Annotated in this window: 11 protein-coding genes; 4 read left to right on the forward strand and 7 right to left on the reverse strand. The window is 72.8% G+C overall.

The window, feature by feature from the left end:
* Positions 1-561 carry a SurA N-terminal domain-containing protein gene (locus CCO02nite_RS08040; RefSeq protein WP_146842618.1) on the reverse strand — a complete coding sequence of 187 codons (561 nt, stop codon included), beginning with the start codon at positions 559-561 and terminating at the stop codon, positions 1-3.
* A gap of 74 nt (positions 562-635) precedes the next feature.
* On the reverse strand, positions 636-2,150 hold the full coding sequence (locus CCO02nite_RS08045; RefSeq protein ID WP_146842619.1) for a helix-turn-helix domain-containing protein: 1,515 nt from the start codon (positions 2,148-2,150) through the stop codon (positions 636-638).
* Between the two features lie 134 nt (positions 2,151-2,284).
* On the opposite strand from CCO02nite_RS08045, the gene CCO02nite_RS08050 reads away from it, so the two are divergent.
* Positions 2,285-4,132, forward strand: coding sequence for a phosphoenolpyruvate carboxykinase (GTP) (locus CCO02nite_RS08050; protein WP_246117435.1), 1,848 nt, complete (start codon positions 2,285-2,287; stop codon positions 4,130-4,132).
* A 36-nt stretch (positions 4,133-4,168) separates the two neighbouring features.
* On the opposite strand, the gene CCO02nite_RS08055 is transcribed toward CCO02nite_RS08050, so the two are convergent.
* On the reverse strand, positions 4,169-5,641 hold the full coding sequence (locus CCO02nite_RS08055) for an XRE family transcriptional regulator (protein WP_146842621.1): 1,473 nt from the start codon (positions 5,639-5,641) through the stop codon (positions 4,169-4,171).
* Between the two features lie 148 nt (positions 5,642-5,789).
* On the opposite strand from CCO02nite_RS08055, the gene aceA reads away from it, so the two are divergent.
* Positions 5,790-7,124, forward strand: coding sequence for an isocitrate lyase (aceA, locus tag CCO02nite_RS08060; protein WP_146842622.1), 1,335 nt, complete (start codon positions 5,790-5,792; stop codon positions 7,122-7,124).
* Positions 7,125-7,167: 43 nt separating this feature from the next.
* Positions 7,168-8,832, forward strand: a complete 1,665-nt coding sequence (gene aceB / locus CCO02nite_RS08065; RefSeq protein WP_146842623.1) for a malate synthase A — start codon at positions 7,168-7,170, stop codon at positions 8,830-8,832.
* A 25-nt stretch (positions 8,833-8,857) separates the two neighbouring features.
* Here the strand turns inward: aceB and CCO02nite_RS08070 are convergent, their stop codons facing one another.
* Positions 8,858-9,952, reverse strand: coding sequence for a hypothetical protein (locus CCO02nite_RS08070; protein WP_146842624.1), 1,095 nt, complete (start codon positions 9,950-9,952; stop codon positions 8,858-8,860).
* A gap of 6 nt (positions 9,953-9,958) precedes the next feature.
* A complete protein-coding gene (mfd, locus tag CCO02nite_RS08075) occupies positions 9,959-13,585 on the reverse strand; it encodes a transcription-repair coupling factor (protein ID WP_146842625.1) in 3,627 nt (1,208 codons plus the stop codon).
* Positions 13,586-13,822: 237 nt separating this feature from the next.
* Between mfd and CCO02nite_RS08080 the strand changes: the two genes are divergently transcribed.
* On the forward strand, positions 13,823-14,866 hold the full coding sequence (locus CCO02nite_RS08080) for a sulfite exporter TauE/SafE family protein (RefSeq protein ID WP_246117425.1): 1,044 nt from the start codon (positions 13,823-13,825) through the stop codon (positions 14,864-14,866).
* A 54-nt stretch (positions 14,867-14,920) separates the two neighbouring features.
* Here the strand turns inward: CCO02nite_RS08080 and CCO02nite_RS08085 are convergent, their stop codons facing one another.
* Positions 14,921-16,057 carry an acyltransferase family protein gene (locus CCO02nite_RS08085; protein ID WP_146842626.1) on the reverse strand — a complete coding sequence of 379 codons (1,137 nt, stop codon included), beginning with the start codon at positions 16,055-16,057 and terminating at the stop codon, positions 14,921-14,923.
* Between the two features lie 7 nt (positions 16,058-16,064).
* The gene (locus CCO02nite_RS08090; protein ID WP_146842627.1) at positions 16,065-16,514 is read right to left on the reverse strand and encodes an FAD synthase family protein; all 450 of its coding nucleotides are present in this window, start codon (positions 16,512-16,514) and stop codon (positions 16,065-16,067) included.
* Positions 16,515-16,537 lie beyond the last annotated feature (23 nt).

A 16,537-nucleotide genomic window follows, 5' to 3' on the forward strand; every position in this document is an offset into this window, starting at 1 on the left:
TCACTCGGCGACGGACGCCGCGGGGACGAAGATCCAGGCCGGCGCGCTCGGCGCGGTCAGCTGCAGCGTCTCGGGGTCGTACTCGCCGAAGCGCGGGTTGACGTCGATGTCGGCGTCCGTGATCCGCGTGGCGACCTCGGTGCTGAGGTCGTCGGCGTCGTCGGCGTCCTGCATCTTGCTGTTGGTCAGTGCGTACCGCGCGACCGCGAGCGTGGAGGGTGCGTACTCGTCCAGCGGGTCCACCCCCGCCTGCGTCGCGCGGGTGTTGAGCAGATCGACCGTCTCCTTCTCGGAGACGCCGATGCCGTGCTCGGTGGCCACCTGCGTCAGGATCGGCTCCTGGATCAGCACGGTCGTGACGTTCACGGTGTTCACCTCGTCGTACAGCGCACCGAGCTGCTCGACCGCGACGCGGACGTCCTCGGAGCTGATCACGTCCCCGTTCACGACCGCCGCGGCGCCGGGCGTGCCGGCACAGCCGGACAGGAGCGTGGCGGCGCCGGCCAGCGCGCCGACGACCAGCCATCGCACGGGCCTCGCCGTGAGCCTCACCTTGCGCACCCTGACCTCCTGCTGCTTCGCCCGTCGATCGCCGTCATCGTAGGCCCACGATCCGTGTCCGTGACGCGCGGCACTCAGCCGTGGGCGCCTTCGCTTCCCAGCGAGGTGCCGGGCGAGCTCGCAGGTGAGCTCGCAGGCGAACCCTCGGTGGGCCGAGGCGCGTGCCGGTCGAGGAACGCGTAGACCTCCGAGCGGTCGACGCCGGGGAACGCGCCGGTGGGCAGCGCGGAGAACACGTGCTGGTGGATGCGCGCACTCGGCCACGAGCGGTCCGACCAGCGCGCGATCACGTCCGGTGCGGGCCGTCGGCAGCACGCCTCGTCAGGGCACGTGGACGTGCGACGCACCGCGGTGTCCCGTCCGCGGAACCACTTCGCCGACGAGAACGGCACGCCGAGCGCGAGCGCGAACTTGCCCGTGGGCGCGGCGCCGGCCTGCGTCGAGCACCAGAAGGTGCCGGCGGGCGTGTCCGTGTACTGGTAGGACTCGGTCGCGTGGTCGCGGCGGGTCAGCGCGGCGCGCACACCCCACTTGCGGCACACGGGCTGCCCCTCGATCGCCCCGGTGACGTCCACCGGCAGGGGCAGGCCGTCGTTGGCGTAACCGCGGTAGATCGCGCCGTCGTCGGACACCCGCAGGAAGTGCACCCGGATGTCGAGGTGGTGCGTCGCGAGGCTGGTGAACCGCTGCGCGGCCGCCTCGTGCGTGACGCCGAACGCGTCGCGGAAGTCCTCGATCGCGAGCTCCTTGTCCCGCTTGCGTCGCTCCAGGAACTCGACCGCGGCCCCCTGGGGCATGAGGCAGCACGACGCGAAGTACGTGATCTGCAGGCGCTGGCGCAGGAACTCCTCGTAGGACGTGGGGCGCTGGTGTGCCAGCACGCGGTGCGCGATCGCCTGCAGCGCGAGCGAGCGCAACCCGTGCCCGCCGGGCGTCGAGGCGGGCGGCAGGTAGATGCGGCCGTGCGCGAGGTCGGTCACCGTCCGCGTCGACTGCGGCAGGTCGTCGACGTGCCGGATCTCGAGCCCGAGCTGCTCGGCCATGCGCGTGACCGACCGGTGCGTCAGCGGGCCCACGGTGTAGCCCGCGGCGCGGGCCATCCGCTCGCCGAGCTGTTCGAGCTCGGGCAGGTAGTTGTCGCGCTCCTGGCGTTCGAGCCGGAGCTGGGTGTTGGCGCGGCGCGCCTCCTCGGGCGTCGCGATCGCCTCGAGCTCGCGTCGCGCCAGCTCGTCGTGCAGCCCGACGAGCTGTTCGAGGACCGGCGTCGGCACACCGCGCGCCGGGCGCACCAACGGCAGGCCGAGTCGCTGGAACGAGCCTGAGCGCTGCGCGCGTTCGAGCGCGATCTCGAGCGCGGCGCGACGCGACGGCGGCTCGGGGTCGATCAGGTCGTTCACGCTCGCGCCGAGTGCGTCCGCGAGGTCGCGCAGCAGCGACAGGCGGGGCTCGCGCCGGCCGTTCTCGACGAGCGAGAGCATGCTCGACGAGACGCCGACGCGCTGGCTGAGCGCGTCGAGCGTGAGTCCCCGCGCCGTGCGCAGATGCCGGATGCGCCGGCCGACCGTCAGGCGTTCGTCGTCGGATGCCACGAAACGTCACCCTACGTCAAGAAGCCCCAAACTTGACACCCTTCCCGCCGCTCGATCGCCGCGGAGTTGACGAAGGATCGAACCAGGAGGCCCGACCACCGGGCCACGCAGCCCGGGAGCACCCGATGACCGCCATGTCCGTCCGCATCCCGCACCTGCCGCAGGTCGCCGCCGACGCACCGCTCGACCTGCACGCGTGGGTCGAGGCCGTCGCCGAGCTGACCGAGCCCGACGGCGTGGTGTGGTGCGACGGATCGGATCGCGAGCGCCGCTCGCTCGTGAACCAGATGGTCGTCAGCGGCACGCTGCTGCCGCTCGACCCGCAGCATCGCCCCGGCTCCTACCTCGCCCGGTCCGACCCGGCCGACGTCGCACGCGTCGAGGCGCGGACGTTCATCTGCTCCGCCGACGCGGCCGACGCGGGCCCGACGAACAACTGGCGCGAGCCGGTCGTGATGCGCACCGAGCTCGCGGAGGTCTTCGCCGGCTCGATGCGCGGGCGCACGATGTACGTCGTCCCGTTCTCGATGGGGCCGGTCGGCAGTCCGCTGGCACGCCTCGGCGTGCAGCTCACGGACTCGCCGTACGTCGTCGTGAGCATGGGGATCATGACGCGCATGGGGACCGCGGTCCTCGACCTGATCGACGCGGGTGCTCCGTTCGTCCCCGCGGTGCACTCGGTGGGCGCGCCGCTCGTCGGGCCGGACGGCACCGTGCACGAGGACGTGCCGTGGCCCTGCAACCCGACCAAGTACATCGTGCAGTTCCCCGAGACGCGCGAGATCTGGTCCTACGGCTCGGGCTACGGCGGCAACGCGCTGCTCGGCAAGAAGTGCTTCGCGCTGCGGATCGCCTCGGCGATCGGGCGCGACGAGGGCTGGCTGGCCGAGCACATGCTGCTCGTGCGCGTCACGTCGCCCGAAGGCCGGCGCTACCACGTGGCCGCGGCGTTCCCCTCGGCGTGCGGCAAGACGAACTTCGCGATGCTGCAGCCCACCCTCCCCGGCTGGACCGTCGAGACGATCGGCGACGACATCGCGTGGCTGACCCCGGGCGACGACGGCCGCCTGTACGCGATCAACCCCGAGGCCGGCTTCTTCGGCGTGGCCCCCGGCACGGGCGTCACGACGAACCCCACCGCGATCGCGACCCTCGAGCACGACACGATCTTCACCAACGTGGCGCTGACCGACGACGGCGACGTGTGGTGGGAAGGCCTGACGCCCGAGGTCCCCGCGCACCTGACCGACTGGACCGGCGCGTCCTGGACGCCCGACACGGGCCGCCCCGCGGCGCACCCGAACTCGCGCTTCACGGTCGCGGCCGCGCAGTGCCCGACCATGGCCGACTCGTGGGACTCGCCGCAGGGCGTGCCCGTCGACGCGATCGTGTTCGGCGGTCGACGCGCCTCGAACGTCCCGCTGGTCACGCGCGCGCTCGACTGGGAGCACGGCGTGTTCATGGGCGCGACGGTCGCCTCCGAGCAGACCGCCGCGGCCGAGGGCACGGTCGGCGAGCTGCGCCGCGACCCGTTCGCCATGCTCCCGTTCTGCGGCTACAACATGGCCGACCACTGGGCGCACTGGCTGCGCGTCGGCGCGAGCCTGTCCGACGCCGGACGCCCGCAGGTGTTCCAGGTCAACTGGTTCCGCAAGGACGCCGCCGGCCGGTTCCTGTGGCCGGGCTTCGGCGAGAACTCGCGCGTCCTCGCGTGGATCGTCGGCCAGGTCGACGCGGCACGGGCCGGGTCCGACGAGGGTGCGGTGGCCGGCCCCGTCGGCCTGCGACCCGCGACCGGTGCGCTCGACGTCGACGGCCTGGACCTGCCCGACGACGACCTCGCCGCCCTGTTCGCCATCGACCCGGCCGCGTGGGCCGCCGAGGCGGACCTGACCGAGGAGTTCTTCGCCCGCTTCGGCGACCGCCTCCCGCCGGAGCTCGCCGCCCAGCTGGCCTCCCTCCGCGCTCGCCTCCACCCCTGACGAGACCCAGCCCCACCCCAGCCGGGGTCCCGGCCGTCAGCTCGGGGCGTGGCGGTCGAGGAACTCGTAGACCTCCGTGGTGTCGACGCCCGGGAAGACGCCGACGGGGAGGGCGGCGAGCAGGCTCGCGTGCGGACGGGCCGACGGCCACGACGAGCCGGACCACCGCTGCGACAGCTCGGCCGGGGGCTGCCGGCAGCACGACGGGTCGGGGCAGCGGCTCTTGGAGCGCTCGGTCGTCTCGCGGCCACGGAACCAGCGCACGTGCGCGAACGGCACGCCGACCGACACCGAGAACGCGCCCTGCGAGGACGGCTGCACCCGTGAGGTGCACCAGTACGTACCCGACGAGGTGTCGGTGTACTGGTAGTACGGCGAGAACCGGTCCGGCAGCGTGAACACCACGCGCGCGGTCCACTGCCGGCACACGGGTTGGCCCTCGATCGCGCCGAGCGGGTCGGACGGGAAGGCGACGCCGTCGTTCTCGTACGCCTTGTGCAGCGACCCGCTCTCGTGGACCTTCATGAAGTGCACGGGCAGGTCGAGGTGCTTCGTCGCGAGGTTGGTGAACCGGTGCGCGGCGGTCTCGTAGGGCACGGCGAATGCGTCGCGCAGGTCCTCGACCGAGAGGCGGCGCTCGTCCTTGGCCGCGCGCAGGAAGGCGACCGCGCTGTCGCGCGGCAGCATGAGCGCCGCGGCCAGGTAGTTCGCCTCGACCCGCTGGCGCAGGAAGTCGCGGTAGTCGCGCGGCTCGGTGTGGCGCAGCACGTGGCTCGCGAGCGCCTGCAGGAGCGGTGAGCGCGAGTCGCTGAGCCCGCGGTCGCCCTGCGGCAGGTAGATCCGGCCGTGCGCCAGGTCCGTGACCGTGCGCGTGGAGTGCGGCAGGTCCGGCACGTGGTGGAGCGTGAAGCCGAGGTGGCCGGCGATGTCGGCGGTCGCGCGCTGGGACAGCGGGCCGCCGGTGTGGCCGATCGCCGCGAGCAGCGTCGCGGCGTGCTCCTCGAGCTCGGCGAAGTAGTTGTCCCGCTCGCGCATCTGCGCCCGCAGCTCGGTGTTGGCGCGCCGGGCCTCCTCGGGCGTCGCCGCGTGCTCGGTGAGCAGCCGCTCGACCTCGTGCTGCAGCGCGACGAGGGCCTCGAGCGCGTCGGACGGCAGCGACTTGGCGACCTTGACCGTCGGCAGGCCGAGCTGGCCGAACAGCGGGCCGCGCTGCGCGCGCTCGAGCTCGACCTCGAGGGCCGCCCGGCGGCTCGGGGCCTCCGTGCGCAGCAGCTCAGCGAGCGGCACGTCGAGCGCCTCGGCGATCTGCGCGAGCAGGCTCAGCTTGGGCTCGCGGTGGCCGTTCTCGAGCATCGAGACCTGCGAGGGGGCACGGCCGATCGCCGTGCCCAGGTCCTCGAGCGTCAGGCCGCGCTGCGTGCGCAGGTGACGGATGCGCCGGCCCAGCACGAGCGTGTCCAGCGCGGTGGTGGTCGCAGTCGTCGCCGCAGTCGTCGTCGTCGCCGTCATGCGTCCACCGTCACACGGCGCCCAGGTTTCCGTCCAGCAGAAGTATCGCGGATCTTCTCGCAGATTCGTCGGAGAAGAACCGCTCGAGGTGCGCGAACGTGGTGGTCAGGCCGAACGGCCGAGAAGAAGACTCGAACCGGAGGACACCATGACCACGCAGACCGACCCGACCGCGACGCAGCGGCCGGGTCACCCCCGCACCGGCGACCAGACCACCACGGCGGCGCAGCTCGCGGCCGAGTGGGAGCTCGACCCGCGATGGGCCGGCCTGCGCCGGACCCACTCCGCGGCCGACGTCGTCGCGCTGCGCGGGTCGGTCCGCGAGGAGCACACGCTCGCCCGGCGCGGGGCCGAGCGGCTCTGGGAGCTGCTGCACAGCCGCACCCACGTGCCGGCGCTCGGTGCGCTGACGGGCAACCAGGCGGTGCAGCAGGTCCGGGCGGGCCTGGAGGCGATCTACCTGTCCGGCTGGCAGGTGGCGGCGGACGCGAACCTGTCCGGCCAGACCTACCCGGACCAGTCCCTGTACCCGGCCAACTCCGTGCCCGCGGTGGTGCGTCGCATCAACAACGCGCTGCTGCGCGCCGACCAGATCGACGTCGCCGAGAACGGCCGCCGCGGCCACGAGTGGCTCGCGCCGATCGTCGCGGACGCGGAGGCCGGGTTCGGCGGCCCGCTGAACGCCTACGAGCTCATGCACGCGATGATCGCGGCCGGCGCCGCCGGGGTGCACTGGGAGGACCAGCTCGCCGCGGAGAAGAAGTGCGGCCACCTGGGCGGCAAGGTCCTGGTCCCGACGAGCCAGCACGTGCGCACCCTGAGCGCGGCGCGGCTCGCGGCCGACGTCGCGGGCGTGCCGACCGTGATCGTCGCGCGCACCGACGCGCTCGGCGCCGACCTGCTCACGAGCGACGCCGACGAGCGCGACCACCCGTTCCTCACGGGCGAGCGCACCGCCGAGGGGTACTACAGGGTCACGCCCGGCCTCGACGCGGTCGTCGCGCGGCAGGGCGCCTACGCGCCGTTCGCGGACCTGCTCTGGGTCGAGACAGCCACGCCGGACGTCGGGCTCGCGATCGAGTTCGCGGAGCGGATCCACGAGCAGTTCCCGGGGAAGCTCCTCGCGTACAACTGCTCGCCGTCGTTCAACTGGCGCCGGCACCTGTCCGACGAGCAGATCGCCCGCTTCCAGCGCGAGCTCGCCGGTCACGGCTACGCGTTCCAGTTCATCACGCTGGCCGGCTTCCACGCGCTCAACCACTCGATGTTCGAGCTCGCCCGCGGCTACGCGCAGCGCGGCATGAGCGCGTACGTCGAGCTGCAGGAGGCCGAGCTCGCCGCCGAGGACGCGGGCTACACCGCGACCCGCCACCAGCGCGAGGTCGGCACCGGCTACTTCGACCGCGTCGCGACCGCGATCTCCCCCGCGAGCGCCACCCTCGCGCTCGCCGGCTCCACCGAGACGGCCCAGTTCACGCACTGAGCCCACCGTCCCCTTCGCCCGCACTCCCTGTCAGGAGCCCGCCATGACCGTCATCACCGCCCTGCCGAGCAGCACCCTCACCGACCCGTACGCCCGTCCCCGGATCGACATCACCGGCGCCGCCGTCGCCGGGACCGACGAGATCCTCACGTCCGAGGCGCTCGACTTCGTCACCGACCTGCACGCCCGCTTCGCCGGCCGCCGGCACGACCTGCTGCTCGCGCGGCAGCGTCGTCGCGAGGCCTGGAGCAACGGCGTCGACCCGCAGTTCCTGCCGATCACGGCGGGCGTGCGCGCCGACCGGACGTGGCGCGTCGCCGGACCCGGCCCGGGCCTGGAGGACCGTCGCGTGGAGATCACCGGCCCGACCGACCGCAAGATGACCGTCAACGCACTCAACTCCGGCGCCAAGGTGTGGCTCGCGGACCACGAGGACGCGATGAGCCCCACCTGGGAGAACGTCGTCGGCGGCCAGCTCAACCTGTTCGACGCGATCCGTGGCCAGATCGACTTCACGTCGCCCGAGGGCAAGGAGTACCGCGTCGGCGAGCAGACCCCGACGATCGTCTTCCGGCCCCGCGGGTGGCACCTCACCGAGAAGCACCTCGCGTTCGTCGACCGCGCCGGGCAGCGCTCGTCGTCGTCGGCCTCGCTCGTCGACGCGGGCCTGTACCTGTTCCACAACGCGCACGCGCTGATCGACGCGGGCCGCGGGCCGTACCTCTACCTGCCCAAGCTCGAGGGGCACCTGGAGGCGCGACTGTGGGACGACGTGTTCCGGTTCACCGAGACGTACCTGGGCCTGCGGCACGGCACGATCCGCGCGACCGTACTGATCGAGACGATCGGCGCCGCGTTCGAGATGGAGGAGATCCTCTACGAGCTGCGCGAGCACTGCGCGGGCCTCAACGCCGGTCGGTGGGACTACATCTTCAGCGTGATCAAGAACTTCCGGGACCGCGGCCCGCGGTTCGTCCTGCCGGACCGTTCACGCGTGACGATGACCGTGCCGTTCATGCATGCCTACACCGAGCTGCTGGTGGCGACGTGCCACCGGCGCGGCGCGCAGGCCATCGGCGGGATGAGCGCGTTCATCCCCAACCGCCGCTCGCCCGAGGTCACCGCCCGCGCGCTCGAGCAGGTCCGCGCGGACAAGCAGCGCGAGGCCGGCCAGGGGTTCGACGGGACGTGGGTCGCGCACCCCGACCTCGTGCCCGTCGCACGCGAGGTGTTCGACGAGGCGCTCGGCGACCGCGTCGACCAGCGCGACCGGCTCCGTGAGGACGTGCGCGTGACCGCGGCGCAGCTCCTCGACATCTCGTCCGCGGGCGGCAGCGAGCCCGGTGCCGTCACCGACGCCGGCCTGCGCGGCAACGTCTCGGTCGCCGTGCGCTACCTCGAGTCGTGGCTGCGCGGCGTGGGGGCGGCGGCGCTCGACGACCTCATGGAGGACGCCGCCACGGCCGAGATCTCCCGGTCCCAGGTGTGGCAGTGGGTGCACCAGCAGGTCGTCACGGACTCGGGCACGACGATCACGCCAGCCCACGTGCGCGCCGTGCTCGCCGACGTCCTCGCCGATCTGCCGCGCTCGCCGCAGGACCGGTACGACGACGCCGCCGGGCTCTTCGAGCAGGTCGCCCTGGCCGAGGACTTCCCCACGTTCCTGACCATCCCGGCCTACACCCAGCACCTCGTCCAGCGGCCCTGACGCCGCGGGTCCGCTTCGGCGCCGGTCAGTTCGAGTCGTCCTCGTACTCGCCGGCGCCGAAGTCGTCCTCCTTGCCGATCATCGCGCCCTGCGACCGCGCGAACCGACCCAGCTCCGCCATCACCAGGTCCCACCGCTCCTGCGTGACACCCACATCCGGCTCGAAGTACAACGCCCGCAGCCGACCACCATGCACCTGCACGAGCACCGACGCCGCCTCGTCACGATGCCCCAGCTCACGCCCGCCGACCAGCAGGTCCGCCGCCGAGAGCACCGCACCACCCTCACCACAGAACCGCGCCAGGTTCAACGCGCGCGCCGCACCCACCTCGTCCAACGGCGCCAACAACCACGGCTTGGCGTCCAGCCCCGTCAACGTCCCCGCCGCCAGCACCAGCTCCTGCCCCACCCGCGGACCACGCGGCACGCTCGGACCCGGCTTCCACCACTCACCCGGCCACGACCACACCGGCGAGACCCGCACCAGCTCCGGCGGCTCACCCAGATCCACCGACAACAACGGCACCAGCACCGACTCCCCCCGCGGCCCCGACCGCGGCAACGACGCCACACGCTCCGACCACGACAACAGAGCGTCATCAGCCATCTGGGCCTCGACACCATCGAAGGCCATTCGAAGAATCGCATCGAGCCTCATCGGCTCGAACCACCCTCGGCCCCGATCGAGGACGACGCCGATCTCACCATGAGCGAGCATGGAGACCGGGACGAGCGGCGCCGCCAGAACGGCCCACGCGGCCGACCCGAACGCGCGCTCGCAGACCAAGCGAAGGTAGTGCTGCACGCTCTCGTTCGCGAAGTACCGTCGCCTGCTCTCAGCGACGCGGCACCGGTTCGCCTCGGTGTCTTCCAAGAAGCCCGATGCGCCAGGCCACGTAGCCGGCACGCTCTCGATCGGCACGCCCGGACAACCTGCACGCGCGAACCCAAGGAACCAGGGCCACAGCTCGACCAGCGACTGCGGTGAGGCATCCATCGACCCGACCGGGCCACCCGAGTCGCTCATCAACTGCGCCAACTCCTGCAACCGGAACGGCTCCCGCGCCCGCACATGCGCCAAGAATTCGTACGCCTGCTCACGCGACGTGTACTGGAACACCAGGACTCACCGGGTGCCGCGATCGGCCGCCGCGGCGACGTCGCCCAGGATCACGGCGTCGACGAGCTGGCGGGCCCAGGCCAGTACCGCGCGGCCGTGCAGCGGCTTGCCGCCGACTCGCGCGGTCGTCGGGAAGGGCACGAGCACGGTGCGCAGTGCGGGCTTGAGGACTGCGCCGGGGTACAGCCGCTTGAGGCGGAGCTGGGCGGACTCGGGCAGCTCGACGGGCGCGAAGCGCACGAAGCGGCCCTGTGCGGTGACGTCCGTCAGGCCCGCTCGTCGGACGTGCTGGCGGAACCGCGCGACGTCGAACAGCGCCTCGACGGGCTCGGGCACGGCGCCGTAGCGGTCGACCAGCTCGGCGTGCACCTCGGCGAGGGCCGCCTCGTCGGCCGCGACCGCGATCTTGCGGTAGGCCTCCAGCCGCAGCCGCTCGTGCGCGATGTAGTCGTGCGGGAGGTGCGCGTCGACGGGCAGCTCGATCGTGACGTCCGGCTGCTCCTCGGGCACGTCGTCGCGGAACGCCGCGACCGCCTCGCCGACCATCCGGATGTACAGGTCGAAGCCCACGCCCTCGATGTGCCCCGACTGCTCACCGCCCAGCAGGTTGCCGGCGCCACGGATCTCGAGGTCCTTCATCGCCACGGCCATGCCGGCGCCGAGGTCGGTGTTCGCGGCGATCGTCTGGAGCCGGTCGTGCGCGGTCTCGGTGAGCGGCTTCTCGGGCGGGTACAGGAAGTACGAGTACGCGCGCTCGCGCCCGCGGCCCACCCGGCCGCGCAGCTGGTGCAGCTGCGAGAGGCCCAGCAGGTCGGCACGCTCCAGGATGAGCGTGTTCGCGTTGGAGATGTCCAGCCCGGTCTCGACGATCGTCGTGCAGACCAGCACGTCGAACCGCTTCTCCCAGAAGTCGACGATGACGCGCTCGAGCTGGTGCTCGTGCATCTTGCCGTGCGCCACGGCGATGCGGGCCTCGGGGACGAGCTCGGCCAGCCGCGAGGCCGTCCGTTCGATCGACTCCACGCGGTTGTGCACGTAGAACACCTGGCCCTCGCGCAGCAGCTCCCGGCGGATCGCGGCGGTGATCTGCTTCTCCTCGTACGCGCCGACGAACGTGAGGACCGGGTGCCGCTCCTCCGGCGGGGTCGCGAGCGTCGACATCTCGCGGATGCCGGTGACGGCCATCTCGAGCGTGCGCGGGATCGGCGTCGCCGACATCGCGAGCACGTCGACGTTGGTGCGCAGCGCCTTGAGCGTCTCCTTGTGCTCGACGCCGAACCGCTGCTCCTCGTCGACCACGACGAGCCCGAGGTCCTTGAACCTGATCTCGCCCGTCAGGAGCCGGTGCGTGCCGATCACGACGTCCACCGACCCGTCGGCCAGGCCCTCGACGACCGCCTTCGCCTCCTTGTCCGTCTGGAACCGCGACAGCGCCTTGACGTTCACGGGGAACGCCGCGTAGCGCTCCGCGAACGTGTCGAGGTGCTGCTGGACGAGCAGCGTCGTCGGGACGAGCACCGCGACCTGCTTGCCGTCCTGCACGGCCTTGAACGCGGCGCGCACCGCGATCTCGGTCTTGCCGTACCCGACGTCGCCGCACACCAGCCGGTCCATCGGGATCGGCTTCTCCATGTCCGCCTTGACCTCGTCGATCGTCGCCGCCTGGTCGGGCGTCTCGACGTACGCGAACGCGTCCTCGAGCTCGCGCTGCCAGGGCGTGTCCGGCCCGAACGCGTGCCCCGGCGTCGCCATCCGCGCCGAGTACAGCCGGATCAGCTCGCTCGCGATCTCCTTGACCGCCTTGCGGGCGCGGCTCTTCGTCTTGGCCCAGTCGGTGCCGCCCATCCGGCTCAGCGAGGGCGCCTCGCCGCCCACGTACTTGGTCACCTGGTCGAGCTGGTCGGTCGGGACGAACAGCCGGTCGCCGGGCTGGCCGCGCTTGGACGAGGCGTACTCGATCACGAGGTACTCGCGCGTGGCCGCGCTCGCGCCCGACCCGATCGTGCGCTGCACCAGCTCGACGAACCGGCCCACCCCGTGCTGCTCGTGCACGACGAAGTCGCCCGCGCGCAGCGCGAGCGGGTCGACGACGTTGCGCCGCCGGCTCGGCATCCGCCGCATGTCGCGTGTGCTGGCCCCCGCGCGGCCCGTGAGGTCCGCCTCGGAGAGCACCGCGAGCCGCAGCCCCTCGGCGACGAAGCCCGGACCCACGGGCGCGGGGGTGACGAGCACGACGCCGCCCTCGGGCTCCTCGTCCACCGACGTGACGAGCCGCGCCGGGGTGTCCGCCGCGCGCAGCTGCTCGACCATGCGCTGGGCCGGCCCGTGCCCCTCGGTCGCGAGCACCAGCCGCCAGCCGGCCCGCTGCAGCGCGCGCAGGTCCGCCACGGCGCGATCGAGCTCGCCGCGGTAGCGCTCGACGTCGCGCGCCGCCACGACGAGCGTGTGCGCGTCCTCACCGCGGACGGCGGCCGCCGCCTCGTCGTCGTCGGCGCCCGCGTCCAGCGTGAAGCCCGACAGCGTCCACCAGCCCAGCCCGCGCACCGCCGCGAGCGCTCGCACGTCGGCGAACGTCGCGAACGACGCGGCGGACAGGTCCAGCGGCGTCGCGGCGCCCGCGGCGGCCGACGTCCAGGCCGCCTCGAGGAACTCCTGCGTCGTCGCGACCAGGTCGTGCGCGCGGCGACGGATGCGCTCGGGGTCGATCAGGACCAGCAGCGCACGGTCGTCGACGAGGTCCAGCACCGGCACCAGGTCGTCGACGAGCGCGGGTGCGAGCGACTCCATGCCCTCGACCGCGATGCCCGCCGCGAGCTTGTCCAGCATGTCCGCGGCCCCCGGCAGCCGCTCGACGAGCGCCGCGGCCCGCGCGCGCACCTCGTCGGTCAGCAGGATCTCGCGGCACGGCGGCGCCCACACGCCGTGGTCCGCGACCTCGAGGCTGCGCTGGTCCGCGACCGAGAACCAGCGGATCTCCTCGACGTCCTCGCCCCACAGCTCGACGCGCAGCGGGTGGTCCTCGGTGGGCGGGAACACGTCGAGGATCCCGCCGCGCACCGCGAACTCGCCGCGCTTCTCGACCATGTCCACCCGGCTGTAGGCCGCGTCGACGAGCCGCACCGTGAGGTCCTCCAGGTCGACCCGGTCCCCCACCGACACCTCCACGGGGCGCAGGTCGCCCAGCCCCGCGACCACGGGCTGCAGCAGCGCGCGCACGGGCACGACGAGCACGCGGACCGGACCGGCCGGACCGGGCTCGTCGGTCGGGTGCGCGAGCCGGCGGAACACCGCGAGCCGGCGGGCGACGGTGTCGGCACGCGGCGAGAGCCGCTCGTGCGGCAGCGTCTCCCAGGCGGGCAGGACTGCCACCTCGTCGGGCGTGACGTAGCAGCGCAGCGCGGCCGCGAGCTCGTCGGCGTCGCGTCCCGTCGCGGTCACGACGACGAGCGGCCGACCGCCCGCGCGACCCGCGCCCGCACCGCCCGGGACACCGTCCGCGAGCGCCGCCAGCAGGGGCGGCCGCACACCCGCAGGACCCACGACGTCGAGCTCGCCGCGCGCCGGCAACGCCTCGAGGGCCGCGGTGGCGGCCGGGTCGGCGAGCAGGAGGGGCAGCAGTCCGGTGAGGTCCATGCACGGCCTTTCGCGGTTCGTCCTGGCACAGCCAGGCAGCACGAACGCCCCGGATCCGGATGAACGCGGGGTGCCCGACGAGTCTACGAGCGCGCACCGACACGGTCGCGCCCGGCCGCCGGCGTGCGGTGCTCGTCGGACGACCGGACCGTGACGCGCTCGAGTCCGCATCCGCGTCCGCGTCCAAAGGCGAGCGCTGGGGTTGGTTTTTCGCCGCGGGACGGGCACCCTGTTCCGGTGGACTGGACCATGGCTGCCGCGGCGTTCTTCATCGGTATCGTCGTCGGCCTGACGGGCATGGGTGGCGGCGCCCTCATGACGCCCGTGCTCGTGCTGTTCTTCAACGTCCCACCGCTCACGGCCGTCTCGTCCGACCTCGTCGCGAGCGCCGTGATGAAGCCCGTCGGCTCGTTCGTGCACCTGCGCCACGGCACGGTGAACCTCAAGCTCGTGATGTGGCTGGTGATCGGCTCGGTCCCCTCCGCGTTCCTCGGCGTGGTGCTGCTGCAGGCGTTCGCCGATGACGAGCAGATCCAGCACATGATCAAGATCGCGCTCGGGATCGCGCTCATGGTCACCGCGCTCGGCCTCGTCGTGCGCGCCTACCTGCGCCTGGCCGAACGTGCCCGCGAGCGCGACGGGCAGCTCCCGCTGCCCACCGCGGTGCCGGTCGTCACGGTGCGCCCGATCCCGACCGTGGCGCTCGGCATCGCGGGCGGCCTCATCGTCGGGCTGACGTCCGTGGGATCCGGCTCGCTCGTGATCATCGGCCTGATGATGCTCTACCCCGGTCTCAAGGCGAGCCAGCTCGTCGGGACCGACCTGGTGCAGGCCGTGCCGCTCGTCGCGTCCGCCGCGCTCGCCCACGCGCTGTTCGGTGACCTCGACATGGCGATCACCTGGCCCCTGCTCATCGGCAGCATCCCCGGAGTGTTCATCGGCGCGCAGATGTCCGCGCGGATGACCGGCGGGCTGGTGCGCCGGGCGCTCGGGTTCGTGCTGCTCGCCTCCGCGCTCAAGATGCTCGGCGTCGGCAACATCGAGACCGCGGTCATGCTCGTCGCGGTGCTCGTGCTCGCGCCGTTCGCGTGGATGGGTGTGCGTCGCCGGCACGGCTTCCCGGCGATCGCGCGCGCGCAGGAGGCGCCCGCCGAGCTGCCTGAGATCGCGTCCGAGACGGCGACCGTCGGTGCGAGCGCCGACCCCGTCTCCGTGCTCGCCGCGGACACCGGCGGCGAGTCGACGGGCTCCCGGCCGGGATCGACCACCACAGGTCTGTGACCTGCGGCCCGTGACCTGCGGCTCTCGCCGCACGGCGCGCCCGGGCGGTGGGCGTCACCGCTCGTGCGGCTCCGCGGTGCGCGCATCGGCCCGCTCGAACGCCTGCGACCACCGCGCCGGCATCGCGAACAGCGGGACCTGGAGCCCCACGCGCCGCACGCCCGTCCCGACGGCGAGGCACAGCGCGACGACGACCGAACCGACGACCGCCGGGTACAGGATCGCCCCGAGCGTGCTGCCGAGCACGGCGGCCTCGACGTCGTGGCCCACGGAACCGGCGGCCACGATCAGCAGCGCGATCCACAGCGGGTGCAGCACGTAGATCGGCAGCGTCTGCCGACCGAGCGCGAGCCCGAGACGCCGCACCGGGTTCCACCGCACCGCGAGCACGACGACGAGGACCGCGACCACCAGGAACGCCGTGCCCCGGGCCAGCGAGAGGACCGCCCCGGCGACGTCGTGCCCGGCCGTGAAGCGACCGAGCGCCGTCACGCCTGCCGCGACGAACGCCGCGGCGAACGCGAGCGGCACGCTCGCTCGCTCCGCGAGGCGGCGCAGCACGCCCGAGCCGTACACGCCGATCGCGAAGAACACCGCCAGCTCGGGCACCTTGCTCCACACCTGGTCGGACGTCGTGAACGTCGCCGTGACGACGCTGAGGACCGCGAGCCCTCCCAGGACCGCCCAGGCGGGTGCGCGATAGAGCGCACCGAGCACCGCGATGTAGACCGCGAGCGCGAAGACGTACCAGAGCGTCGTTCCGGGCACGACGAGCTGGCGTAGCACGTCGAGCGGCCCGTCCACCCGGTGCGGGAGCCCCGGTTCGCGCACCACGGCGTAGAACACCGCGTAGATCAGCAACCACACGACGTACAGGTAGTAGTTGCGGGCGACCCGGACCGTGAGACCCCCCGCGCGGAACCCCGCCCGCACACGCCCCGCGACGACGAGACCCGAGACCGCGAGCAGCACCGGCATCCGGACGCTGCCGAGCACCGAGTACACGCGGTCCCACAGGCTCGCGCCGACGTCCGCGACCGGCACGCCCGGGTCCGCAGCGTGCCACAGGACCACGTGCGCGAGCACCACGGCCGCGACGCTGTAGCCGCGCGCCGCGTCGATCCACTCCAGACGGACGCCTCTCGGCGCGACCGCCACGGGTGCGCGCTCGCGGGCCCGGGCATCCGTCACCGCAGCCTCACGGGACCGCGGCGAGGTCCTCGTCGACGCCCTCGAGCAGCGCGAGCGCACGGCGCAGCGCCGTGCTCGAGGTGTGGACGGTGTACGGGAAGTAGACGACCTCCACCCCGACCTCGGCGAACCGTTGCTCGAGATCGATCCCCTTGGCGGTGCCGCGCCAGTCGTCGCCCTTGAAGAACACGTCGAAACCCAGCTCGCGCCAGGTGTCGAGCTTGTCCGGGACGACCTCCGCGTGCACCCGGTCGACGAAACCGATGTGCCGGACGATCTCCATCCGCTCGTTCAGCGGGATGACGGGCCGCCTGCCGCGGGCGAGCTCGAGCATCTCGTCGCTGACGACGCCTGCGACCAGGTAGTCGCAGTTCTGGCGTGCGTGGCGAAGGATGTTGAGGTGACCGACGTGGAAGAGGTCGTAGGCCCCCGGCGCATAACCGATGCGAAGCACCATGCGTTGCACTCCTGTCCGGGAAA

Source organism: Cellulomonas composti, assembly GCF_007990245.1.
Classification (GTDB): Bacteria; Actinomycetota; Actinomycetes; order Actinomycetales; family Cellulomonadaceae; genus Cellulomonas; species Cellulomonas composti.